The 21101-nt window shown below is 67.2% G+C and carries 25 protein-coding genes; 10 read left to right on the plus strand and 15 right to left on the minus strand.

Features of this window, described 5'->3' with window-relative positions:
- Positions 1-6 precede the first annotated feature (6 nt).
- From BM113_RS10080 to BM113_RS10110, 7 genes are all read right to left on the minus strand, one after another.
- On the minus strand, positions 7-561 hold the full coding sequence (locus BM113_RS10080) for a class I SAM-dependent methyltransferase (protein ID WP_089787626.1): 555 nt from the start codon (positions 559-561) through the stop codon (positions 7-9).
- Positions 562-626: 65 nt separating this feature from the next.
- Positions 627-914, minus strand: a complete 288-nt coding sequence (locus BM113_RS10085; protein WP_089787629.1) for a hypothetical protein — start codon at positions 912-914, stop codon at positions 627-629.
- On the minus strand, positions 914-1915 hold the full coding sequence (locus BM113_RS10090) for a cytochrome d ubiquinol oxidase subunit II (protein ID WP_089787631.1): 1002 nt from the start codon (positions 1913-1915) through the stop codon (positions 914-916). The genes BM113_RS10085 and BM113_RS10090 overlap by 1 nt, the downstream gene beginning before the upstream one ends.
- Positions 1908-3332 carry a cytochrome ubiquinol oxidase subunit I gene (locus BM113_RS10095; RefSeq protein WP_089787633.1) on the minus strand — a complete coding sequence of 475 codons (1425 nt, stop codon included), beginning with the start codon at positions 3330-3332 and terminating at the stop codon, positions 1908-1910. The genes BM113_RS10090 and BM113_RS10095 overlap by 8 nt, the downstream gene beginning before the upstream one ends.
- 215 nt (positions 3333-3547) lie before the next feature.
- Entirely contained in the window at positions 3548-4216 is a 669-nt protein-coding gene (locus tag BM113_RS10100) for a helical membrane plugin domain-containing protein (RefSeq protein WP_089787636.1), read from the minus strand.
- The gene (locus tag BM113_RS10105) at positions 4216-5358 is read right to left on the minus strand and encodes an NAD(P)/FAD-dependent oxidoreductase (RefSeq protein WP_089787638.1); all 1143 of its coding nucleotides are present in this window, start codon (positions 5356-5358) and stop codon (positions 4216-4218) included. The genes BM113_RS10100 and BM113_RS10105 overlap by 1 nt, the downstream gene beginning before the upstream one ends.
- Before the next feature lies 1 nt (position 5359).
- Positions 5360-5599: a sulfurtransferase TusA family protein gene (locus tag BM113_RS10110; RefSeq protein WP_089787641.1), complete on the minus strand. Its 240-nt coding sequence runs from the start codon at positions 5597-5599 to the stop codon at positions 5360-5362.
- Between the two features lie 223 nt (positions 5600-5822).
- Here BM113_RS10110 and BM113_RS10115 point away from each other — a divergent pair, with 223 nt between their 5' ends.
- Positions 5823-6263 (plus strand): thioredoxin family protein, encoded by a 441-nt coding sequence (locus BM113_RS10115; protein WP_089787643.1) that lies wholly within the window; start codon positions 5823-5825, stop codon positions 6261-6263.
- 69 nt (positions 6264-6332) lie between these two features.
- Positions 6333-6869, plus strand: a complete 537-nt coding sequence (locus tag BM113_RS10120) for a DUF1684 domain-containing protein (RefSeq protein WP_089787645.1) — start codon at positions 6333-6335, stop codon at positions 6867-6869.
- A 1-nt stretch (position 6870) separates the two neighbouring features.
- Here the strand turns inward: BM113_RS10120 and BM113_RS10125 are convergent, their stop codons facing one another.
- The 3 genes from BM113_RS10125 to BM113_RS10135 form a co-directional block, all read right to left on the minus strand.
- The gene (locus tag BM113_RS10125) at positions 6871-7440 is read right to left on the minus strand and encodes a VIT1/CCC1 transporter family protein (protein ID WP_007140763.1); all 570 of its coding nucleotides are present in this window, start codon (positions 7438-7440) and stop codon (positions 6871-6873) included.
- Positions 7441-7449: 9 nt separating this feature from the next.
- The gene (locus BM113_RS10130) at positions 7450-7743 is read right to left on the minus strand and encodes a DUF211 domain-containing protein (RefSeq protein ID WP_089787647.1); all 294 of its coding nucleotides are present in this window, start codon (positions 7741-7743) and stop codon (positions 7450-7452) included.
- A gap of 86 nt (positions 7744-7829) precedes the next feature.
- Complete coding sequence (locus BM113_RS10135; RefSeq protein WP_089787649.1) at positions 7830-10406, minus strand: calcium-translocating P-type ATPase, PMCA-type; 2577 nt, start codon at positions 10404-10406, stop codon at positions 7830-7832.
- 194 nt (positions 10407-10600) lie between these two features.
- Here BM113_RS10135 and BM113_RS10140 point away from each other — a divergent pair, with 194 nt between their 5' ends.
- From BM113_RS10140 to BM113_RS10150, 3 genes are all read left to right on the plus strand, one after another.
- Positions 10601-11995: an MFS transporter gene (locus tag BM113_RS10140; RefSeq protein WP_089787651.1), complete on the plus strand. Its 1395-nt coding sequence runs from the start codon at positions 10601-10603 to the stop codon at positions 11993-11995.
- Between the two features lie 66 nt (positions 11996-12061).
- Complete coding sequence (locus BM113_RS10145) at positions 12062-12937, plus strand: universal stress protein (RefSeq protein WP_089787653.1); 876 nt, start codon at positions 12062-12064, stop codon at positions 12935-12937.
- Between the two features lie 48 nt (positions 12938-12985).
- Positions 12986-13783, plus strand: a complete 798-nt coding sequence (locus tag BM113_RS10150; protein WP_089787655.1) for a ZIP family metal transporter — start codon at positions 12986-12988, stop codon at positions 13781-13783.
- Here BM113_RS10150 and BM113_RS10155 read toward each other — a convergent pair whose 3' ends face one another.
- From BM113_RS10155 to BM113_RS10170, 4 genes are read right to left on the minus strand one after another with little or no spacing between them, the layout of a single operon-like run.
- Complete coding sequence (locus BM113_RS10155; protein ID WP_089787657.1) at positions 13784-14947, minus strand: inorganic phosphate transporter; 1164 nt, start codon at positions 14945-14947, stop codon at positions 13784-13786.
- 37 nt (positions 14948-14984) lie between these two features.
- Positions 14985-15446 carry a YeeE/YedE family protein gene (locus BM113_RS10160; RefSeq protein WP_007140756.1) on the minus strand — a complete coding sequence of 154 codons (462 nt, stop codon included), beginning with the start codon at positions 15444-15446 and terminating at the stop codon, positions 14985-14987.
- A 52-nt stretch (positions 15447-15498) separates the two neighbouring features.
- The gene (locus tag BM113_RS10165; RefSeq protein ID WP_089787659.1) at positions 15499-16056 is read right to left on the minus strand and encodes a YeeE/YedE family protein; all 558 of its coding nucleotides are present in this window, start codon (positions 16054-16056) and stop codon (positions 15499-15501) included.
- A 15-nt stretch (positions 16057-16071) separates the two neighbouring features.
- Positions 16072-17265, minus strand: coding sequence for an MBL fold metallo-hydrolase (locus tag BM113_RS10170; protein ID WP_089787661.1), 1194 nt, complete (start codon positions 17263-17265; stop codon positions 16072-16074).
- Between the two features lie 244 nt (positions 17266-17509).
- On the opposite strand from BM113_RS10170, the gene BM113_RS10175 reads away from it, so the two are divergent.
- The 5 genes from BM113_RS10175 to BM113_RS22290 all read left to right on the plus strand — a co-directional run bounded on the left by BM113_RS10175 (position 17510) and on the right by BM113_RS22290 (position 20298).
- A complete protein-coding gene (locus BM113_RS10175) occupies positions 17510-17755 on the plus strand; it encodes a sulfurtransferase TusA family protein (RefSeq protein ID WP_007140753.1) in 246 nt (81 codons plus the stop codon).
- A gap of 1 nt (position 17756) precedes the next feature.
- Positions 17757-18341 (plus strand): DsrE/DsrF/DrsH-like family protein, encoded by a 585-nt coding sequence (locus BM113_RS10180; protein ID WP_089787663.1) that lies wholly within the window; start codon positions 17757-17759, stop codon positions 18339-18341.
- A gap of 22 nt (positions 18342-18363) precedes the next feature.
- Positions 18364-18600, plus strand: coding sequence for a HalOD1 output domain-containing protein (locus BM113_RS10185; protein WP_089787665.1), 237 nt, complete (start codon positions 18364-18366; stop codon positions 18598-18600).
- 122 nt (positions 18601-18722) lie between these two features.
- A complete protein-coding gene (locus BM113_RS10190) occupies positions 18723-20072 on the plus strand; it encodes an FAD-dependent oxidoreductase (protein WP_089787667.1) in 1350 nt (449 codons plus the stop codon).
- Positions 20073-20154: 82 nt separating this feature from the next.
- A complete protein-coding gene (locus BM113_RS22290) occupies positions 20155-20298 on the plus strand; it encodes a hypothetical protein (RefSeq protein ID WP_177209143.1) in 144 nt (47 codons plus the stop codon).
- A 79-nt stretch (positions 20299-20377) separates the two neighbouring features.
- On the opposite strand, the gene BM113_RS10195 is transcribed toward BM113_RS22290, so the two are convergent.
- Positions 20378-21043, minus strand: coding sequence for an MBL fold metallo-hydrolase (locus tag BM113_RS10195; protein ID WP_089787669.1), 666 nt, complete (start codon positions 21041-21043; stop codon positions 20378-20380).
- Positions 21044-21101: the final 58 nt, after the last annotated feature.

Here is a 21101-nt window from a genome sequence, read left to right on the forward strand (position 1 = left end):
AGGCCGTCAGCGGCGGCCGACGACCGCAAGCGTCTCCGGCCGGTCGTGGACCCGCTCGACCGTGAACCCCGCCCGCTCGAGTTGTGCCACCACCTCGTCGGGACCGAACCGCTCCTCGACCGGCGGCCCGTCCTCGCCGTCCCCCGTCGCGGACCAGTCGACCGTGACGAGTCGCCCGCCCGGACGGATCGCCCGGGCGAGTTCCGCGAGCGTCTCGTCGTCGGCGTACTCGTGGTGGGTCATCGTCGAAAACGCGCCGTCGAGTTCGTCGTCGTCGAACGGTAGCGTGGCGACCCCCGCGGCGACGAGTTCCACGTTTTCCGCCAGTCCAGCCTCGCGGTGGTACTCGTGCATCTCCTCCTGGACGTCGACCGCGTACAGCGTCCCGACGAAGGGAGCGACGTCCCGCGAGTAAAAGCCCGTCCCCGATCCCAGGTCGGCGACGACGTCGTCGGCCTCCGGATCGAGCATCTCGAGCAGTTCCTCCCGCGAGCAAAAACGGTACCGCGACGGGTCCTCGAGCGCGTCGGCACGATCGACGGGGAACGTGTGAAAGCCCATGCGTGGTAGTCGAGGGCCGAGTGCAATACGGTACCGATACCTGGTGGGACCGAACGGTCTCACCGTCACTCGGGAGCGCGGGTGCTCGAGGCGCGAAGCCATCCCTTGACGAGCTCGTTTACGTTGTGGAGGACGATACCGACGGTGAGCAGCGACGCCGCCAGGTAGATCACGAACCCGGGCGGTCCCTCGACCGCGGCCCCGAGAAATCCGCCGGCGAGGCCGACGAGGGTGAGTTCGAACCAGGTCATCAGGATCCGGGAACTCAGCCGCGGAGGTGTGGCGACGGACTCGAGCGACGATCCGTCCTCGGGGCCAGTGGGGGCGTCACCGCGGTCGGTGTCGGGACACATCAGTACGACTCACCCGCTTCGATCGGGCCGCTGAACGCCGAGTAGAGGACCGCGAAGTAAACGAACACGAGCGGAAGCAGGACGGCCGCCCCGATCGACATGAGGTTGAGCGGCAGCGTCGAGACGACGGCCGACTCGACAGTCAGCCCCGCGACCGGATCGATCGTCGGATACAGCAGGCCGGCGACGAGCGCAACCAGGGCGAAGACGAGCCCTGCGACGGCGCCGAACGCGACGTAGTAGCGATCCGTTCGGGTCGCCGCCGCGTACACCCCGGCGAGCGCGAGCGTAACGGCGACGAGTGCGGCGATCGGAACGGAAAGCAGGTCAGGGCGCAACGCGGGTGCCGTCCAGTAGACGGCACCCAACGTCACCACGACCAGCGCGAGGTACGCCGCGAGCGCGTAGTAGCCGTCCGGCTCGAGATCGTCGCGGAGCTCACCTCGCGTCTTCAGCCGGAGGAACGCGACGCCGTCGACGACGGTCAGCGCGACGACGGTGAGGCCGACGACGATTCCGGGGAGTGTGACGATCGTCGTCGCGCCGAACAGCCAGTTCGCGGTGAACATGCCCAGGAAAAACGGAGCCGTGAGACTGCCGGCGACGAAGGCTCGGCCCCACCAGCGTTGCCAGGCCTCGTCGTGGCGCTGCTCGTACATCTCGGGGGCGAGTCCCCGGAGGATGAGCGCCCCCAGGATGGCGAACATCAGCAGGTAGTGGCGGCTGAACAGGTTGGCATAGACCGCCGGGAAGGCCGCGAACATGGCGCCGCCGAAGACGACGAGCCACACCTCGTTGCCGTCCCAGAACGGCCCGATCGCGGCCAGCAACCGCTCCCGCTCCTCCTCGTCGTCGCGGGTCGCGAACAGGACGCCGACGCCGAAGTCGAACCCGTCGAGAAACAGGAACAGAGCGAAGATGAAAAACAACAGTCCGAACCAGAGGTCGGGGAGGGGGAGCCCGAACAGCGGCTCACTCGAGAGCGACGCCGGATCAGTCATCGCCGCTCACCTCCGGCGCGGTCGCGTCCGATCCCTCGGTGGGGGTCACCGACGCCACGTCCGGCGGACCGGCCCGGACGATACGGACGACGACGTACGTATACAGCGCGAGCAGTCCGAGGTAGACGACGGCGAAGCCGACGAGTGTCACCGTCGCTTCGGTCCCGCTCAAGCCTGACGAGACGCCCTCGCTCGTCCGCAGCACGTCCTGAATGACCCACGGCTGGCGGCCGACCTCCGTGACGATCCACCCCAGTTCGACCGCGACGATTCCGAGCAGCGTCGATCCCATCAGCGCCTTGTGGAGCAGGTCGTCCTCGAGCAGTTCGCCACGCCACCAGCGGTAGCCGCCCCAGACGGCGAGCAGGACGAACCAGAACCCGAGCGCGACCATGAGCCGAAACGCCCAGAAGACGAGTGCGACCGGCGGCTGCGGACCTTCGAACTCGTTCAGTCCCTGGATCGTCGCCTGCGGATCGCCGCCGCTGGCGAGCCACGACGCGCCGCCGGGGATGCCGATGCCGAAGATATCCTTGGCTCGCGGATCGAGCAGGTCCTGAAGGCTCGTCGGAAAGGCGACGATATACTCCGGAACGTACGCATCGGTCTCCCAGACGGCCTCCATCGCGGCGAACTTCTGGGGCTGGGTCTCGAAGATGTGTCGTGCGTAGAGGTCGCCGTGTAGCACCTGCAACGGCGCGGTGATGAGCAACGCGACGATCCCGATTTTGAGCGTCACTTCCCAGAACTCGACGTCCTCGATGGGGTAGCCCCAGACGTGGTGGCGGAAGACGAAGTAGGCACCGAGTCCCGCCATGAACAGCGCGACCGACTCGACGGCCGCGTTCTGCATGTGAACGAACATCCACGGGAACCTGGGGTTTGCGTAGGCGGCGATCGGATCGACCAGATGAACGATCGTCTGCCCGTTCTCCGTCGCCAGTTCGTAGCCCCTCGGCGTCTGCATCCAGGAGTTGGCGATCAGGATCCAGACGGCCGAGAGCCACGTTCCGACGCCGACCGCGACTGCCGAAATCATATACAGGACGTTACCCACCCGGTCACGTCCGAACACGAAGATGCCGAGGAACGTCGCCTCGAGCATAAACGCCATCATCCCCTCGAGAGCGAGCGGACCGCCGAACAGTTCCCCGGCGGTCGTCGAGAACGCCGCGAAGTTGGTTCCGAACTCGAACTCGAGGACGATGCCGGTTACCGTGCCGACGACGAAACTGACGGCAAAGATCCGCGTCCAGAACCTGCGCAACTGCTCGTAGATCGGCTTCCCGGTTCGAATGTCTTTCCACGTGAAGTAAACGAGGAACGGGGCAAGCCCCATGCTCATCACGGGAAAGATGATGTGCACGATGGTCGTGAGCGCGAACTGCAGCCGACTGCCGGTGACTGGATCGATCATGTCGTGAGTGTGAACCTTGGCCGGAAACGATGCGATTGGAATCGGAACTGCCGACGGCTAACGGTAGGGATCGGCCGGGAGTAGCGTTTGGGGTTCGAACGTCGAAATAGGCAGTTCTGACGCCCTACACGGGAGGTTTGTCCGACGGCCGTCAACGAGTGGTGGGTGAAATCAGGAGAACTGGCGGAATAGCGGGTAGTGGCCCAACCGCTGAACTATCGACTGAGCCGTTTCCCGATCCCGCGGGCGACAGCAATCGCGAACCCGAGGCCCCGGCGGACGTTCAGATCCCGGAGGGCGCTCACCAGCCCGCGGAACCCGACCGGTTCCGGTGGGTCGGCACTCGCCTCGCCGACGGCCTCGAGCAGCGACTCGAGCGTTCGAACCGTGTCTTCGTCGCTCGCGGTGTCCGCCAGTTCGCCGAGTCGCGTCCCGGTCGCCGCGAGGTCGGTCACCATCCCGTCGTCCATCGCGTTCGAGGCCAGCGCGGCGAGGTCCGCCAAGGCGACGAGGTCGTCGAGCGTCCCCGATCGCTGTAGCCGGGCGAGCGTCTCGAGTGCGTCCGCGAGGTCGTCGGCGTTCTCGCCGGTCGCCTCGCCGAGCCGTGCGACCTCGTCGGTCGCCAGCCCGTCCGCCGCGGCACCGAGGTTCGTCGCGGTACCGGACAGCTCCTGAACCATGCGGTCGTCCATCGCGGCCGTCGCCAGGTCCGCCGTGTCGAGCAGGTCGTTGACGACGTCGAGTCGCTCGAGGAACCGCGCGACTTCGTCGGGGTTCTCGGCGACCAGTTCCTCGAGTTCCGCCGGCGGTTCGTTCCCGGCGTCGGTCCCGGGTTCGGGTTCGGATTCGGGTTCGGACTCGGGTTCGGACTCGGTCTCGGACATCAGAGTAACCCCCGTGCGGTCAGCCAGTAGGACTCGTTGTACCCCAGTTTCGCCCAGTGCAGCGGCTTCGACGGCTCGCGGACGTACGGCTCTTTGCCGTACTCGAACTCGACGAACGTCGCCTCGTCCATCCCGGCCTCGAGGAAGCAGACGGTCTTCCCGTCGTAGGTCGCCGTCGGAACCGTCCCGCGGACGCGGCTGGCGATCCGGTCGGCGACGACGCCCGCCTCGTAGTGGGCGACGCTACCGGCCTTGCTCGTCGGGACGTCCGCGGTGTCGCCGATCGCGTAGACGTCCTCGGCCCCCGTGGCCTCGAGCGTGTGCCTGTCGACGTCGACCCACCCGTCCTCGCCGAGGCCGGCCGCGGTCACGAGGTCGCTCCCCCGGTGGGGCGGGATCGCTACGAGCAGGTCGTACTCGAGTTCCTTGCCTTCGACGGTCTCGACGACCTCGGCGTCGGGATCGACCTCGTCGACGTTGAAGAACGTCTCGAGGTTCACGTCGCGGTCCTCGAACAGGTCGCTCGCCCAGTCGGCGATCGACTCGAGGCCGTGGGCGCGGTTGATGGGGTAGGTGTAGGTGAGTTCGACGTCCTCCCGGAGACCGCGCTCGCGGAGCCAGTCGTCGACCATCAGGACGAACTCGACGGGCGCGGCCGGACACATGTGCGGGACGCCGACGACGCTCAACACGAGGTGGCCCTCGGTGAACGCGGCCAGTTCGTCCCGCAGCGCCTCGGCACCGTCGGGGCCGTAGAAGTGGTGACCACCCTCCGCCAGGCCGGGAACGGCCTCGGGCTCGAGGGTCGCACCGGTCGCCAGCACGAGGTGATCGTAGGATAGCTCGGTCGCCCTCTCGGCAAGCGATAGCCGCTTGCGCTCCGTGTCGACGTCGGTGACTTCGTCGATCGTCAGCGTCACGCGGCGGTCGACAAGCTCCTCGATCGGCCGTTTCGCGTCGTCCACCGTCTTCTTCCCGAACGGGACGTACAGGAAGGTCGGCTTGTAGACGTGGTTCTCGTCGGCCGTGATCAGCCGGACGTCGACCTCGCCGGCCTCGATCTCCGACCGAAGTTCGTCGGCGAGGCGGTTCGCGAGCACGGTGCCGCCGGTTCCGCCGCCGACGATGGCGACTCGGTGCATCTCAGTTCACCTCCAGGTAGATGCGCCACTCGTCGTCCAGTTCCTCGATCTCGAGCAGGTCGTGGCCTGCCTCCTCGAGCCACTCCGGAACGTCGGTCGTGGAGTTGCGGGCCGTCGTTTGCAGTTCGACCACGGTGCCCGGCTCGAGCGTTTTCACCTTCCCGATGAGGTCCATCAGCGGGCCGGGACACGTCGCACCACGCGAGTCGATCGTCACGTCAGGGGATATTGCGTCGGACATCGTCGATCACGTTTACATCTATAGTTTTGTGCAATATAAACAAATCCAGTAACCCCTGGCGACTGGAATCGTCGAAGGGTATATGAGGCCCCACCCGGGTAGCAGGAACAGCCACGGATACGGTGGGCTGGATGGGGCGGCTGCATCCCCGGTCCGTTTCCGCGCCATGTATTGTTTTATTTGTACACAACCGTTATGGTGGTCGAGTGCGAACGACTGCGTGATGGCTGACTCCAAGGACGGAAACCTCGACGACGAACGACAGCGGATTCGCGAAAAGAAAAAGCGCGAACTCCAGAAGCGCCTCGAGGACGGCGAGAAGTCGCTCGAGGACGCCGACGGGGCACCCGAGGAGCCGATCCACATCGAGGGGAGCGACCACCTCGACGAGGTCGTCGACGAGTACGACGTCGTGCTCGTGGACTGTTACGCCGACTGGTGTGGCCCCTGTCAGATGCTCGAGCCGACGATCGAGGCGCTGGCCGCGGAGACCGACGCCGCGGTCGCGAAAGTCGACGTCGACGCTCACCAGCGACTGGCCCAGCAACTCGGCGCGCGCGGGGTCCCGACGCTGGTCCTCTACGCCGACGGCGAGCCCGTCGAGCGGATGGTCGGGGCACAGAACCGCGGGACGCTCGAGGGCCTGATCGAACAGCACACGTAACGGCGAGGGCTCGAAGCGGCCCGAGGAACGAATCGGACGGACGACCGACGATACGACCACTCCACCACCATGACCGACGACTGGCGACGGGCGCTCGAGACGCAACGCGAGGAGAAAGACCAGTACTTCGGCGAGAGCCGTCACTCGCCGCTTCCGCCCGACGAGCGCGAGTCGTTCGACGGCCTCGAGTACTACCCGATCGACGGCGACTACCGGTTCGAACTCCCCCTCGAGGAGTACGACGATCCCGAACGGGTCACCGTCGGGACGAGCACCGACGGCGAACGGGAGTACCTGCGATGGGGCCAGTTCCGGTTCACTGTCGACGGCGAGGACGTCTCGTTGCAGGCTTACAAGGCCGATCCCGACGACGACCGGCTCTGGGTCCCCTTCCGGGACGCGACGAGCGGGGACGAGACCTACGGCGCAGGTCGATATCTGGACCTCGAGGCCGACCGCCACCGCACCGACGACGGGACCTGGATCCTCGATTTCAACGAGGCGTACAACCCGACCTGTGCCTACTCGGACCGGTACGAGTGTCCGCTCCCGCCGACGGAAAACTGGCTCGAGGTGGCGATCGAGGCCGGCGAGAAGGCCTACTGATTCAGCCCGGGAGGAACAGGTTGAGAATCGCGACGACGATACCGGCCAGCCCCATCCTGACCCCGGCGACGATCCAGTTCTGCTTCGAGATCGAGCCGAGGTAGGCCCCGAACGTAAAGAGGAGGGCGACGCCGACCCCGACGGCGACGAGCGTCGCCTCGAGCAACGAGAAGACGACGCCGTGGCCGAGAAACGGCACTAGCGGGAGGACGATCCCGATCAGGGGGCCGATGCCGCTGGCGACCGCGTTGATCTTGCGTGCACCCTTGCGGCGTTCCTGTACTTCCGTCCCCTCGAGGTCGGTCAACATCGCGCGCTCGATCCGCATCAGTTCCGCCTGCTTCTCGGCGCGTTCGATCTCCCAGACGCTCCAGACGCCGGAGGTTCCGAGCCCGACGGCCGCCCCGAGTCCGATCGTAACGACGGTGAGCCCCTCGTCGACGCCCGAGAGATACGCGCCGACGACGACCCCGATGCTCGTCAGCGTCCCGTCGAACCCGTTGGAGATGAAGTACCGCCGCGAGATGGATCTGACGTCGTCGTCCTCGAGGAGGGTGCGGATGGCGTCCATGCGGTGGCCTCACCGATCCTGCGGCGTGCCGCTTTGCTCGACGAGCCGATCGCCACAGACCACCTGATCGATCGAGTGGACGCTCCCGCCGACGGTCTCGACGGTCCCTTCGACCACGTCCGTATCGACGTCGTCGCCTTCGATCGTCAGCTTGAGCGTCTGGACCTCGCGGTCGGTCTCGACGAGCACGGCGTTGACACCGTCGACGCTCTCGCAATCGGCGACGGCGGCCGTGAACTCGAGAATGTCGGGCTCGTACGGTTTCAGGACGTCGAGGACGACTCGCCGGATCGGCGGTGTCATGCGCGTGAGGTTCGCGCCGGACGACCTTAGTGGCGGGGGACGGGTTCACCCCCGGTCCCGACCGTCCCGTGAGGAGGAGGGGGCGGTTACCGCTCCAGTCGCCTCGCGACCGACGCGACCCCGAGGTAGCCCGGCAGCGCGACCGCGAGGACGACGGCGAGGATTCCCCAGTCCGTCGGCTCGAGCGGTACCGTCCCGAAGTAGCGGTTCAGCGGCGTGTAAAGCACGGCGAGCTGGAGGGCGATCGAGGCCGCGACGGCCGCCCCGAGCCAGCGGTTCGACAGCGTCGGCGTCTCCCGCAGCCAGCGGATCACGTAGAGGCCGACGAACTCGAGGAAGACGAAACCCGTGAACACCATCGTCATCGCGTACGGCGTCGTTTCCGGCGCGCCCTCGAGCGTCGCGAACATGAGCACGAGCAGGACGACGGTCGTGACGGCTCCCATCCCACCGATCAGGGTGACCATCTGCCGGCCGATGATCCCGCCCTCCGGATCGCGGGGCGGCCTGTCCATCACGTCCTCTCCCTCGGGGTCGGCACCCAGTGCCAGCGCCGGCAGCCCGTCGGTCAGCAGGTTGATCCACAGCAACTGGACGGCAGGGAGGATGAGGTAGCCGTACAGCGAGGCGACGAAGACGATCGCCACCTCCGCGACGTTCGCGCTCAGGAGGTAGGCGACGAACTTCCAGACGTTGTCGAAGATCGCCCGCCCGCGTTCGATCGCCCGCTCGATCGTCGCGTAGTTGTCGTCCAGCAGGACCACGTCCGACGCCTGCCGCGCGACGTCAGTCCCGCGGATTCCCATGGCGACGCCGACGTCGGCGTTTTTCAGCGCCGGGGCGTCGTTGACGCCGTCACCTGTCATCGCGACGTCGTGGCCACGGTCCTGCAGCGCCCGGAGGATGCGGACCTTGTGCTCCGGCGACGTTCGCGCGTAGACGTCGACCTCGGCGACCCGCTCGCGGAGCGTCTCGTCGTCCATCCCCTCGATTTCCCGCCCCTCGAGCACCTCGGTGCCGATCCCGAGCGAGTCGGCGATCGCCCGCGCGGTCCGGACGTTGTCGCCGGTCACCATGTTGACGGCGATGCCGGCCCGTTTCGTCGCCGCGATCGCGTCGGCGACCTCCGTCCGCGGCGGGTCGATCATCCCGACCAGCCCGACGAACGTGAGCCCGTCCCCGAGGTCGTCGGCCCCCTCTGGGTCCTCGCGGTAGGCCGTCGCCAGCACCCGGAGCGCGTCGTCCCCGAACCGACGGACCGCGGCCTCGATCCGGTCCCGGCGCTCGTCCGTCAACGCCGCCGGCCCGTCGTGGGTCAGGACTCGATCGCTGTGCTCGAGGACGACCTCGGGAGCGCCCTTGACGTAGCCGACGGTCCCCTCGTCCGTGCGGTGGACCGTCCCCATCCACTTGCGCTCGGAGGAGAACGGCACCTCGTCGGTCCGCGGGTAGTCCGCCGCGAGACGATCCTGCTCGAGGTCGGCCCGATCGGCGGCCTCGAGCAGCGCCCGCTCGGTGGGGTCCCCCTCCTCGAGGGTCGCGTCGTTACAGAGCGCCCCGATCCGCAGGAGCAGTCGCTCGCGCTCCTCGAGATCGGCCGGGGCGGGCGAGTCGTCGAACTCACGAACGGCGTCGTTCACCCAGAGTCTGCTGACCGTCATCCGCCCCTCGGTGAGCGTGCCGGTCTTGTCCGTACAGACGACGTCGACGGCACCGAGCGCCTCGACGGCCGGTAGCCGTCGGACGAGCGCGTTCTCGGCCGACATCGTCCGGACACCCAGCGCGAGCGTCAGCGTGACCACCGCCGGCAACCCCTCCGGGATGGCGGCGACGGCGAGCGACACGGCTGTCAGTGCCGCCTGAACCGGTTCCGTTCCCCGCAGGATCAAAAGCGGCGCGACGAGCGCCGAGAGCACGAGGATGCCGAGTCCGAGGGTCCGCCCCAGTCGATCGAGATCCGTCTGCAACGGCGTCTGCGTCTCCTTCGTCGCAGCGAGTTCCCGGGCGATCTCTCCGACCTCGGTTTCCATCCCGGTCCCGGTGACCACTGCCTCGCCCTTGCCGCGGGTGACGTTCGTCCCCTTGTAGACCAGGTTCGTCCGATCGGCCAGCGGCGCGTCCGTCTCGACCGCTTCGGTCGACTTCCCGACGGGAACGCTCTCGCCGGTCAGAGCCGCCTCGTCGACCTCGAGTTCGGTCGCCTCGAGTAGTCGCCCGTCGGCGGGCACGACGTCACCGCCCCGGAAGACGATCACGTCCCCGGGGACGAGTTCCGTCGCCCCGATTTGGACCTCCTCGCCGTCCCGTCGAACGGTCGCCGTCGGCGCTGCCAGCTCCCGCAGCGACTCGAGGCTTCGTTCGGCCCGGTAGTCCTGGACGAAGCCGAAGATCCCGTTGGCCACGACGATGATAGTGATCAACACGGCGTCGACGGCCTGACCCGCCCAGACCGACAGGACGGCCGCAACGAGCAGGACCCAGATCAGCACGCTGTCGAACTGCGCGACGAGGATCGTCGACGGCGACCGGCCGCCGCCCCGGACGATCTCGTTCTCCCCGTACTCCTCGAGCCGTCGCCGGGCCTCGGCGTCGGAGAGACCCTCCGGACGAGAGTCGAGGGTTTCGAGCACCGCTTCCGGAGAAGCGTCGTGTGGCGACCTCATCCAGTGGACGTTTCTCCCGGAAACCCATAGTGGTACGCCGGTCGGGCCGGTGAAGGCGAGCCACACCGTGAACACGAAGTCGTGGCGCGCAGTAGCCAACGGCAAGCGGTCGATACGGTTCCCGGTTGCGCGGCGATCCGCTGTGCAGCGATCCGTTCGACCGAACGGGCGACCCAGAGGGGACCACGATACCCATGAGTCAGGAACAAGTCACGGTCGATACCGAGGAAACGGGGCCGATAGACACGTTCAGGCAGTTCTTCGCGCTCGAGCGGGACGTGCTGGTGCTCTCGTTGGCGATGTTCGCGTTCAGCCTCGGCTTCCAGATGACAAACCGGTTCATCCCGGAGTACATGGTCGCGCTCGGCGCATCCGGCTTCGTCGTCGGGCTCTTCGGGACGTTCGGCAATATCATCTCCGCGCTGTACCCGTACCCGGGCGGCGCGATTTCGGATCGCATCGGCTCCCGGTACGCGCTGACGCTGTTCGGGCTGGTCTCGACGGTCGGGTTCGCCGTCTGGCTGTTCGCGCCGACGATCGGCGCGTTCACCGTCGCGGGCGTGACGATCGAGCCGTGGCTCTGGATCTTCGTCGGGCTGGTGCTCGCGCAAGCGTGGAAATCGTTCGGCCTCGGCGCGACCTTCGCCGTCGTCAAACAGGCGACCGATCCCTCGCGGCTGGCGGCCGGGTTCGCCAGCACCGAGACGTTCCGCAGGACCGCGTTCCTGATCGGCCCGGTGCTCGCCGCCGTCCTCATCGACCTCCACCCCGAGTTCACGGTGAGTTTTCGGTACGTGCTGGCGGTAGCGGTCGTCTTCGGGATCGTCGGGACCGTCGTCCAGCACCTCCTCTACGACGTCGACGAGTGGAACTCGTCGGGCAATCAGAACGCGGAGAGTTCTGATGACGCCAGCGAGGATACGTTCGGCGGCGCGTTCGAGGGAATCGGCCGGATCCGCCGGGACCTCCGGGAGATGCCCGCGGAACTCCGGCCGCTCCTGGTCGGCGATACGCTCGTACGCTTCGCCAACGGGATGGTCTACGTCTTCTTCGTGCTCGTCGTCACCCAGTTCCTCGAGGTCGGCCTCGAGACGACGATCGCAGTCGGCGGGTTCTCCTATGCGGTCGACCTCTCGCCGGCGGCGTTCTTCGGCTACCTGCTGGGCGTCGAGATGTTCATCGCGCTGTTGATCATGGCACCCGCCGCGAAAGCCGCCGAGTACGTCGGGCTCAAGCCCGTCGTCGCCGTCGGGTTCGCGGTCTATGCGATCTTCCCGGTCGTGCTCATCAACACGCCGGCAAGCGCCGCCGCGCTCGTCGCGGTGTTCGCGTTCTCCGGGCTCCGGTTCGCCGGCCTCCCCTCGCACAAGGCGCTGATCGTCGGCCCGGCCGAACGGGGGGCAGGCGGGCGCGTCACCGGGACCTACTACCTGCTGCGGAACACGATCGTCATCCCGAGCGCGGCGCTCGGCGGCTACCTCTGGGACTTCGTGAGCCCGGAGGTCGCCTTTACCATCGCCGCCGCGATCGGCGTCGTCGGCACCGCCTACTTCCTGGTCTTCGGGAAGGAGTTCGAGGCCTACGCCTGATCACGGCTCCGACCTGCCCCGCTCGACGGGGATAGGCGTATACGACCGGCGGCCGAAGGATGAGGTATGTACGACCTCGTTCTGGTCCCCGTCGACGGCAGCGACGCGGCGATGGCGGCGCTCGAGCACGCCCTCGAGATCGCGACCGACCACGGGGCGACGGTTCATCTCCTCTACGTCGCCGACACGAACCGACCCAGCCTCGCCCGCCAGGGACGGACGGTCGTCGACGCCCTCGAGCGGGAGGGTGCGGACGTCATCGCCGACGCCCGGGAAGTGGCCGACGGATACGACGCCGCCGTCGTCGACGACATCGTGCAGGGCGATCCGCGATCGGTCATCCTCGAGTTCGCCGACTCGGAGCCCGCCGACCTCGTCGTGATGGGAACTCACGGGCACCGACCCGGGAAGTACGTTCTCGGCAGTGTCACGGAGGGTGTCGTCCACGAAACCGAAACGCCAGTGCTCGCGGTCCGCGCCGACGACGAGGTCCCCGGAACGTATCCCTACGGCGGCGTATTGGTGCCCACCGACGGCAGCGACCTGGCCCTGGCGGCGGTTCGCCGCGGGGGCGAACTCGCGGCCCGACACGACGCGTCGGTCACCCTGCTCTCGGTCGTCGACGAACCCGCGCTGGGGATCGCCAGCGGCGTCGATTCGATCGCCGATCGACTGGCCGACGACGCGCGGGATCACCTCGCGGAGGCGGCGACCGTCGCGAGCGACGCGGGGGCAGACGAGGTCGAGACCGAAGTCGAGTTCGGTTCGCCCTCGCAAGAAATCCGCTCGCGCGCGGCCGAATCGGACGTCGATCTCGTCGTCATGGGAACCCACGGCCGGACCGGCCTCGAGCAGCGTCTGCTCGGTTCGGTCACCGAGCGAGTGCTCAGGACCGCGCCGGTCCCCGTCCTCGTGGCGAAGCCGAAGATTACCGAGGAATAACCGGCTTCGCTGGTGATTTATACGTCCCGTTCGAGGGTCGAGGTACCGATGGGACTACTGGAGAACCTCGGGTTCGTCTTCGTCGCCGGATTCATCACCGCCCTCGCGACCGGCGTCGGCGCGCTGCCGTTTTTCTTCTTCGACGACATCAGCGACAGGGGAAACGTCGTATTGTGGGGGCTCTCGTCGGGGATCATGGTCTCGGCGTCGGTGTTCGGCCTCATCGAGGAGGGGCTGGCCGAGGGAACGCCGCCCCAGATCCTCGCCGGAATGGCCGTCGGCGTCGTGCTGGTCGTCGTCGCCCACGACGTCCTCATGGACGCCGACATCGACCCCCGCGAGTACGAGGAGGCCGACTTCAAGAAACTCGTGCTCATCCTCGGTATCCTGACCGTCCACAGCTTTCCCGAGGGGATCGCCGTCGGGGTCTCGTTCGCCGACCTCGGTCTCGAGGGCGGGACCCAGATCCTCGGCTTTACGGTCCCGGTGCTGGCGATCTTCATGACGATCGCGATCTCGATCCACAACGTCCCCGAGGGGACCGCCATCTCGATCCCGCTGAAGGCCATGGGGGTCTCCAAGTGGAAGATGGTCTGGTGGGCGGTCTTCTCGAGCCTCCCACAGCCGATCGGAGCGGTCATCGCCTTCGCGTTCGTCCGCGTCGCACGGGAACTGCTCCCCTACGGCTTCGGCTTCGCGGCGGGGGCGATGATCTATCTGGTCCTTTCGGAGTTCATCCCCGAGGCGCTCGAGATCGGCGATCGGCTCCCCAACGGCGGGAAGCCGGAACTCGTCGCGGGGATCGTCCTCGGCGTGGCCGTGATGGTGCCGCTTGCGTTCGTCTGATCAGCCGACGACCGCCATCGAGGCGTAGCCGAGCCCGAACGCCAGGACGAACGACGCGATCCAGGCCCCGACCGTGACCGCGAGCTTTCGCGGGCTGACGCCGGCCCCGCCGACGGCGAGCCCCGCGCCGACGATCGCGCTGACGACGATCTCGTTGAACGAGACCGGAACCCCCAGCAGGACCGCCGTCTGGGCGATGAGAAACGAGGGGGTAAGCGTCGCGATCGACCGACGCGGACCGAGCGAGGCGTACTCCTGGGAGATCGCCTTGATCATCCGTGGCGCGCCAGTCCAGGAGCCGACCAGGATGCCGACGCCGCCGCCGAACAGGATGGCAAGCGGCGACACCACGGCGGCGTCGAACAGCGGCAACAGCGGGCCGACCGCGAGGCCGACCTGGCTCGCACCCGCGGAGAAAGCCACGAGTCCGCCGAGTACGAGCAGGAACCGGCGTAACCCGCCGGCTTCGTCCCGGGAGACGTCCCAGCGGACGATGCCCGCGGCGAGCACGCCGGCAGCTACCGTCACGACGGCTGTGCCGGTCGTCCCCTCGAGCGGCAGGACGCCGGTACCGGCGGCCGCGAGTGTCCCGCCGACGCCCGCGAAGAACGCGAACTCGAGGTTCGCGACGACGGCCCCGACCAGCCCCGCGAGGAGGGGGACGCTGACACGTTCGGGGACGTCGGGTCGCGGGAGGAGACTCGCAATGCCGTAGGCGACACCACCGCCGATAAACGGCGTCAGGAGCCACACCGCGCCGATCTCGGCGTACTTTCCCCAGGCCGGATCGCCGCCGAGAGCGAACCCGACGCCGACGACCGACCCGGTGACCGTGAACGCGGTCGCGATCGGGTAGCCGGTGACGATCCCGATCGCCATCAGGCCCGCGCCGATCAGCAACACGACGATGACGGCGGTCGGCGGGAGCGAGACACCGGCGATCAGATCGCGGCCGACGGCCTTGGAGACGCTCGCGCCCTGCGTGACCGCGCCGGCGAATCCGAGTATGCCGACGAAAAAGGCGGCCCGCATCGTCGAGACGGCGTTCGCGCCGACCGCCGGGGCGAACGGGGTCGCGCCGCTCGAGCCAGCGCCGATGGCCCAGGCCATGAACAGACTCGAGAGCGCGGCGACGACGAACGTCAGTAGTGTTAGGGGTTCCATTGGAGGGGCGAAAATACGGTTGTCGGTTCGGGGGGAATCAGTCGGCGCCCGCGGGAGCGGTCTCGCTCCCGGTCCGGTGACTGCGCCAGTACCCCTGGAGGTACGCGCCGACGAACATGCCGGCGAGCGCCCAGAGGATGGTGACGTTGCCGATGCCGAGGCTGGCGTAGGCTGCGCCGGGGCAGATCCCCGACAGCCCCCAGCCGACGCCGAAGATCGCGCCGCCGATCAGGACGTTGCGATCGAACGGCTTCAGCCGGCGGCCGTAGGTGTTGCCGGTCAGGGGTGCGCGGTCGAACAGCCGCGGCATCACCGCGAAGGCGATGCCGGAGACGATCGCTGCACCGAACATGACGAACACCAGCCCGAAGTCCTGGAACTGCAGGAAGTTCAGGACCACTTCCGGCTGGGCCATGTGGCTGAACCCGAGGCCGAACCCGAAGATCAGGCCGCCGACGAAGATCAGCGGCATGAACAGGGGATGTCGGTCCTCGCTCATGGTTCGTCACCCCAGTGATCATCTCGATCGGTTCGTCCGGGAATTACGTCCGTCATGGACTCACCCCCAGTGCCATCACCGTCTGGGCCGTCAGGATCGCCACGAGCATGAACGTCACCACGCCGACGATCGACGTCTTCGAGGCAGAGCCGACGCCACAGACGCCGTGGCCCGACGTACAGCCCTTGCCGATCCGGGTGCCGATGCCGACCAGCACCCCCCCGAGGAACAGCCGCCAGGGCTGGACCTCGGTCAGCCAGATCGTGAAGCCGCCGATCTCGCGCAACTGGCCGGTCGTCCCGGGCTCGTAGAGGCCGCTCGAGACCAGCCCCGACTGGAACGACATCGCGTACGCCGCCGCGCCCGCGATGATCCCGAGCGTGAAGACGACGCGCCAGTCCCGGGAGCCGCGGTACCGCTGGAACCGCGGCTGGTCCGAGACGTACGACAGCGTCGACTCGAGGAACGTACTCGCCCCCGCCGGGATGCCGGTGCCGAGGTAGATGACGACGGCTCCGAGGCCGACGAGCAGCCCCCCGACGGCGTAGCGGCTGATCCCTTCGGGGAAGAGGGTCTCGAACAGCGCCGGGTCGATGAGTTCGGTTACCATTCGGGTAGGGCGGCGTTAGTCACCGGCCAGCGACTCCTGGCTGGCGGCACAGTTGTTCGGGCCGAGCTCGAGTTCGAACGCCTCCTCGTCGTCGGCCTCCTGCTGGCCGAGGTTCGTCGGGATGATGTCCTCGTAGTTGGCCGGACGGGGCGGCATGTCCGAGAGGATCAGCTCGACGAAGTCGTCTTCGTCCATCGTCAGCGCGTCCATCTCTTCCTCGAGCTGGCCGATCGGTGCGGTGTAGGTGCCGTCCTCGGCTGGCTCTGCGGCGTCGCTGAAGTGTGCGCCGCCGATCAACGTGTCGTCGGGCAGCGTGAGCACGCGTTCCTGCAGCGACTCGTAGAGCTGTGCAGCGGCCTCGGGCGCGCCGTCGTCGCCTTCCTCTAGGTCGGGGCGAGCGACGCTCTCGACGAACAGGCCGTCGCCCGTCGCGAGCAGCGAGCCGTCGATCAGGTACGAGGTCATCCCGGAGGTGTGTCCGGGCGTGTAGACGGTCTCGATGGTGGCGTCGCCGACTTCGAACTCGTCGCCGTCCGCCGCAAGGGTCATCTCGTCGGCGTAGGTCACGCCGCGGTCGACCGACGCCTCGGGAATGACGCCCTCGACGCCGACCGCATCAAGCGCGCGGACGCCCGAGATGTGGTCCGCGTGAATGTGCGTGTCGATCGCGTAGGTCAGGTCGACGTCGAGGTCGTCCACGTCGTCGAGGTATCGATCCGTGAACGCACGCAGCGGGTCGATCACGGCTGCCTCGTCGCCGTCGACGACGAGGTAGCCGAGACAGCCGCTCGAGGGGCGCTGGTACTGGTACAGCGTCCCCGAGCCGTCGTAGCGGTCGACCTCGACGCGCTCGTAGATGCGCGCCCAGCCGTTCATCCCGTCCTCGAGGTGTTCGACCTCGTAACCGCGCTCTTTCAGCGTGCCCGCGACGTACTCGCTGGCGCCGCCTTTCGCACAGAGGACTGTGATTTCGCGGTCGTCCGGAATCCGTCCAAGAACGTCGTCGTCGATCTCGTCCTCGAGGAATTCGAAGTACGGGACGTTGATCGACTCGACGTTCTCGCCGTCGATCCGCCACTCCTCGTAGTCGCTTTGCATCCGCGCGTCGAGGATCGTCAGTTCCTCGCCGGCGTCGATTCGGGCCTTCAACTCTTCCGGCGTCACGGAGTCGACCGTCACGTCCGGAGTCGGGAAGTCCATTTCGTCCATGTTGTACAGTTCCCCGTATCGGCCGCTTCCACTTAAGAGTTTGTATAGTATTTCGTTTACTGCACAATACAAGCAACGGGCGTGCATGCATAAACAGCCCTCAAACGACCCTCATGTGCCGATGTTCCTTCAAAATAGTTTTCCGTCGAATAGCGGCTATTCACATACTAAACAATAACCGATACGCTTTTATGGGCACAGTCAATATTGTGTGATAGCTCCAATACAGAGCAACAGATCACACATGAGTTCGGAATACGAATCCACCGAGACCCTAGACGTGAAAGGACAGTCCTGCCCGATGCCCGTCGTCAAGACCAAGCAAGCGATCGACGACCTCGAGGCCGACGAGGTGCTCGAGGTCGTCGCCACCGACTCGGGAAGCATGAGCGACATCCAGGGCTGGGCGAAAGGAACCGACGGCGTCGAACTCCTCGACCAGGTCGAGGGGGACGGCACGTACACGCACTACGTGAAAAAGACCAACTAAAATGAGCACGGACACCCAGCCGTCATCGATCGACGGCGACGAGGATGCCGCCGCCGAACTCGAGGCCCTCCGCGAGCGCGTCGCGGAACTCGAGGAGTCGGTCGCCGACGCGGCCGACGACGACGGCGGAAAGAAGATGACGATCATCGCCACCCAGGGGACCTTCGACATGGCCTACCCGCCGCTGATCCTCGCGAGCACGGCGGCGGCCTTCGACTGGGACGTCGTCGTCTTCCACACCTTCTGGGGGCTGGACATCCTCCACGAGGAGAACTCGAAGAACCTCAAGCTGAGCGCCGTCGGTAACCCGAACATGCCGATGCCGAACGCCCTCGCGGCCCTGCCCGGGATGGACGCCATGGCGACGAAGATGATGCGAAAGCGCATCGACGAGAACGACACGGCGACCATCGAAGAACTGATCGACCTCTCGCTGGACCAGGGCGTCGAACTGCAGGCCTGCCAGATGACGATCGAGTTGATGGACTACGACGAGGACGACTTCTACGACGGCGTCACCACCGGCGTCGGCGCGGCGACCGCACTCCAGCACATGGCCGAATCCGACGTCCAGTTGCTCGTCTAACGCGCCGACACCACTTCCCAGTATGACCGACAGTTCCCATCGGCTCTCCCTGCGGGTCGTCGAGACCGTCGCCGACGCCGAGGACGTCGCCCCCGCGGAGTTGCAACCACCGATCAACGACGCCGTCGACGCGTCCGCGCTGAACCGACTGTTCGACGGAACCGCCTCCGGGGACTCGAGTCCCGCTGATTGCGTCACCTTTCGGTACTGCGGCTACGACGTGACGGTCCACGCGGACGGACGCGTCGACCTCTCTTGAAGCCCCGAAACGGATTTCTCGTCGCGGAGACGATGCGACCGTCTCTACGGACGGACCTTATTTGTTTTTAATATTGGGGAATCTGCGAAATACTTTACTCGTCCGCCGTGCTAGTCCCGGGTATGACCGATCCGTTCGTCATCGTCGGCGGCGACGCAGCAGGAATGAGCGCCGCGAGCAAAGCCAAGCGCGAGGACCCCGACCGTGAGGTCGTCGTCTTCGAGAAGGGCGAGTGGGTCTCGTATGCGGCCTGTGGCATGCCTTACTACGTCAAAGGAGAGGTCGACGACCTCGAGGACCTCGTGGCAGTCACGCCCGAGGAGTTCCGCGAGGAGCGCGACGTCGACCTGCGGACGAACCACGAGGTCGTCGCGATCGATCCCGAGGCCAAGACGGTCACCGTCGAGGCCGACGGCGAGCGGTTCGACCAGCCCTACGGCGACCTGCTGATCGCCACCGGCGCGCGGGCGGTCGAGCCGCCGTTCGAGGGGTTCGACCTCGAGGGCGTGTTCACGCTCCGGAGCATGAACGAGGCGGACGCGATCGAGGACTACGTCGACGAGCGGGAGCCCCGGACGGCGGCCATCGTCGGCGGCGGCTACGTCGGCGTCGAGATGGCCGAGGCGCTCGTCGAACGGGGGATCGACGTCTCCGTCTTCGAGATGCTGCCACGAATCCTCCAGCCCTTCGGCGAGACGACCGCCAGCACCGTCGCTGACCACCTCCGCGAACAGGGGGTCGATCTCCACCTCGAGACGGCGGTCGAGGGGTTCGGCGGCGTCGACCGGGTCGAGACGGTCGAACTCGAGGACGACGCCGTGTCGGCCGACCTGGTCGTCGTCGGCGTCGGCGTCGCCCCCAACGTCGAACTCGCCGAGGAGGCGGGGATCGACCTCGGACCGACGGGGGCCATCGCGACCGACGAGTACGGCCGCACGAACTACGAGGACGTCTACGCGGCGGGCGACTGCGCGGAGGACGACCACGTCGTCACCGGCGACCCCGATCACGTCCCGCTCGCGCTCACGGCCAACCGCGCGGGACGGGCGATCGGGACGACGGTCGCGGGCGATCCCACGCCGACCGGCGGCACCGCCGGCACGGCGATCGTCAAGGCCTTCGACCTGGGCGCGGCCCGAACGGGCATCCTCGAGGACGACCGGGCGCGCGAGGCCGGCTTCGACCCCGTCTCCGTGACGATCAATGCCCCGACGCGACCCCACTACTACCCCGGGGCGACCGAACTCACGGTGACGCTGGTCGCCGACGGCGAGAGCGGGCGCGTCCTCGGCGCGAGCGTCGTCGGCGAGGACGGAGTCAAGCGGATCGACACGGTCGCGACGGCGGTACACGCGGAGCTGACCGTCGCCGAACTCCGGAACCTCGACCTGGCGTACGCGCCGCCCTTTAGCCCCGTGTGGGACCCGATCCTCACCGCGGCGAAGGTCCTCGAGGGGAAAGTCGACGGGTAACGGCGAGGTGACTTCAGGCTGTGAGAACAGTCGCAACATATGACCTGACTCGGTGCCAAAGGGCGACTATCAGGAGACGACGATGAGCGAACAGGACACAACCGAACCGAAGCAGTCGGACCCGTACTGCAACCGGGACGACCTCGAGCGACTCGAGGAAGCGACGGACTCGGACGTCGCGGACGCGATCGCCGAACTCGAGGGCGCGGAGTCGGACGACGAGTAGGCGTTTCGCCGCTGCCGCCCCGTCTCCTTTCTCCTCCGACCCCGCCTCGCCCCCGTCGACCTCGTTCCCGTTCCGCCGCTCAGAACAACTCGACGCGTATCCCCGCGTCCTCTACGTCAGACGCGAACGCCTCCGGATCGGTCTCGATCGGGTCGAACGTATCGTAGTGTACCGGCAACACCAGCTCCGGGTCCACGCTGCGTGCGAAGTCCGCGGCCTCGTGACGGTCCATCGTGAAGTGGCCCCCGATCGGCGGGACGAACACGTCGGCCCCGATCCCCTCGTGATGCGGAAGGAAGTCCGTATCCGAGGGGACGTAGACGCTCGTCCCCTCGAGATCCAGGAGCAGGCCGATCACTTCCCCGTCGGCGTGGAACGGCTCGCCGTCGTCGTCGACGTGGTCCCCGCCGGGGTCGTTGTACGCCGGGACGGTTCTGACGTCGATCCCGTCGACGGTTACCTCGCCCTCGTAGGGGAGGTCGACGACGTCGAACGGGAGGTCGGCGGTGTCGACGTCTTCGTAGACGGCGACCGTCGCATCCTCGCCGGCGACGGCCTCGATGGCGTCGGGATCGTAGTGATCGAAGTCGTCGTGGGTGACGAAGACGACGTCGCCGTCACCGGGTTCGCCCTCGAGTACGTCGCCCCACGGATCGACGTAGACGACGGTGCCGTCGTCGGTTTCGATGCGGACGCTGGCGTGGCCGAGTCGCTCGAACGCGAGCGAGTCGTAGTCGACGGACATCAGTGGTAGCTGCACCGCGCTAGGTCTTAGTACCGCCGCCCGGCCGACGCCCGGCGTC

It is taken from the genome of Natronobacterium haloterrestre (assembly GCF_900112205.1).
Lineage (GTDB): Archaea > Halobacteriota > Halobacteria > Halobacteriales > Natrialbaceae > Natronobacterium > Natronobacterium haloterrestre.

Coding starts and splice junctions, on each gene's coding strand:
- BM113_RS10080 (WP_089787626.1), bottom strand. CDS start 561: ATGGGCTTTCACACGTTCCCCGTCGATCGTGCCGACGCGCTCGAGGAC.
- BM113_RS10085 (WP_089787629.1), bottom strand. CDS start 914: ATGTGTCCCGACACCGACCGCGGTGACGCCCCCACTGGCCCCGAGGAC.
- BM113_RS10090 (WP_089787631.1), bottom strand. CDS start 1,915: ATGACTGATCCGGCGTCGCTCTCGAGTGAGCCGCTGTTCGGGCTCCCC.
- BM113_RS10095 (WP_089787633.1), bottom strand. CDS start 3,332: ATGATCGATCCAGTCACCGGCAGTCGGCTGCAGTTCGCGCTCACGACC.
- BM113_RS10100 (WP_089787636.1), bottom strand. CDS start 4,216: ATGTCCGAGACCGAGTCCGAACCCGAGTCCGAACCCGAATCCGAACCC.
- BM113_RS10105 (WP_089787638.1), bottom strand. CDS start 5,358: ATGCACCGAGTCGCCATCGTCGGCGGCGGAACCGGCGGCACCGTGCTC.
- BM113_RS10110 (WP_089787641.1), bottom strand. CDS start 5,599: ATGTCCGACGCAATATCCCCTGACGTGACGATCGACTCGCGTGGTGCG.
- BM113_RS10115 (WP_089787643.1), top strand. CDS start 5,823: ATGGCTGACTCCAAGGACGGAAACCTCGACGACGAACGACAGCGGATT.
- BM113_RS10120 (WP_089787645.1), top strand. CDS start 6,333: ATGACCGACGACTGGCGACGGGCGCTCGAGACGCAACGCGAGGAGAAA.
- BM113_RS10125 (WP_007140763.1), bottom strand. CDS start 7,440: ATGGACGCCATCCGCACCCTCCTCGAGGACGACGACGTCAGATCCATC.
- BM113_RS10130 (WP_089787647.1), bottom strand. CDS start 7,743: ATGACACCGCCGATCCGGCGAGTCGTCCTCGACGTCCTGAAACCGTAC.
- BM113_RS10135 (WP_089787649.1), bottom strand. CDS start 10,406: ATGAGGTCGCCACACGACGCTTCTCCGGAAGCGGTGCTCGAAACCCTC.
- BM113_RS10140 (WP_089787651.1), top strand. CDS start 10,601: ATGAGTCAGGAACAAGTCACGGTCGATACCGAGGAAACGGGGCCGATA.
- BM113_RS10145 (WP_089787653.1), top strand. CDS start 12,062: ATGTACGACCTCGTTCTGGTCCCCGTCGACGGCAGCGACGCGGCGATG.
- BM113_RS10150 (WP_089787655.1), top strand. CDS start 12,986: ATGGGACTACTGGAGAACCTCGGGTTCGTCTTCGTCGCCGGATTCATC.
- BM113_RS10155 (WP_089787657.1), bottom strand. CDS start 14,947: ATGGAACCCCTAACACTACTGACGTTCGTCGTCGCCGCGCTCTCGAGT.
- BM113_RS10160 (WP_007140756.1), bottom strand. CDS start 15,446: ATGAGCGAGGACCGACATCCCCTGTTCATGCCGCTGATCTTCGTCGGC.
- BM113_RS10165 (WP_089787659.1), bottom strand. CDS start 16,056: ATGGTAACCGAACTCATCGACCCGGCGCTGTTCGAGACCCTCTTCCCC.
- BM113_RS10170 (WP_089787661.1), bottom strand. CDS start 17,265: ATGGACGAAATGGACTTCCCGACTCCGGACGTGACGGTCGACTCCGTG.
- BM113_RS10175 (WP_007140753.1), top strand. CDS start 17,510: ATGAGTTCGGAATACGAATCCACCGAGACCCTAGACGTGAAAGGACAG.
- BM113_RS10180 (WP_089787663.1), top strand. CDS start 17,757: ATGAGCACGGACACCCAGCCGTCATCGATCGACGGCGACGAGGATGCC.
- BM113_RS10185 (WP_089787665.1), top strand. CDS start 18,364: ATGACCGACAGTTCCCATCGGCTCTCCCTGCGGGTCGTCGAGACCGTC.
- BM113_RS10190 (WP_089787667.1), top strand. CDS start 18,723: ATGACCGATCCGTTCGTCATCGTCGGCGGCGACGCAGCAGGAATGAGC.
- BM113_RS22290 (WP_177209143.1), top strand. CDS start 20,155: ATGAGCGAACAGGACACAACCGAACCGAAGCAGTCGGACCCGTACTGC.
- BM113_RS10195 (WP_089787669.1), bottom strand. CDS start 21,043: ATGTCCGTCGACTACGACTCGCTCGCGTTCGAGCGACTCGGCCACGCC.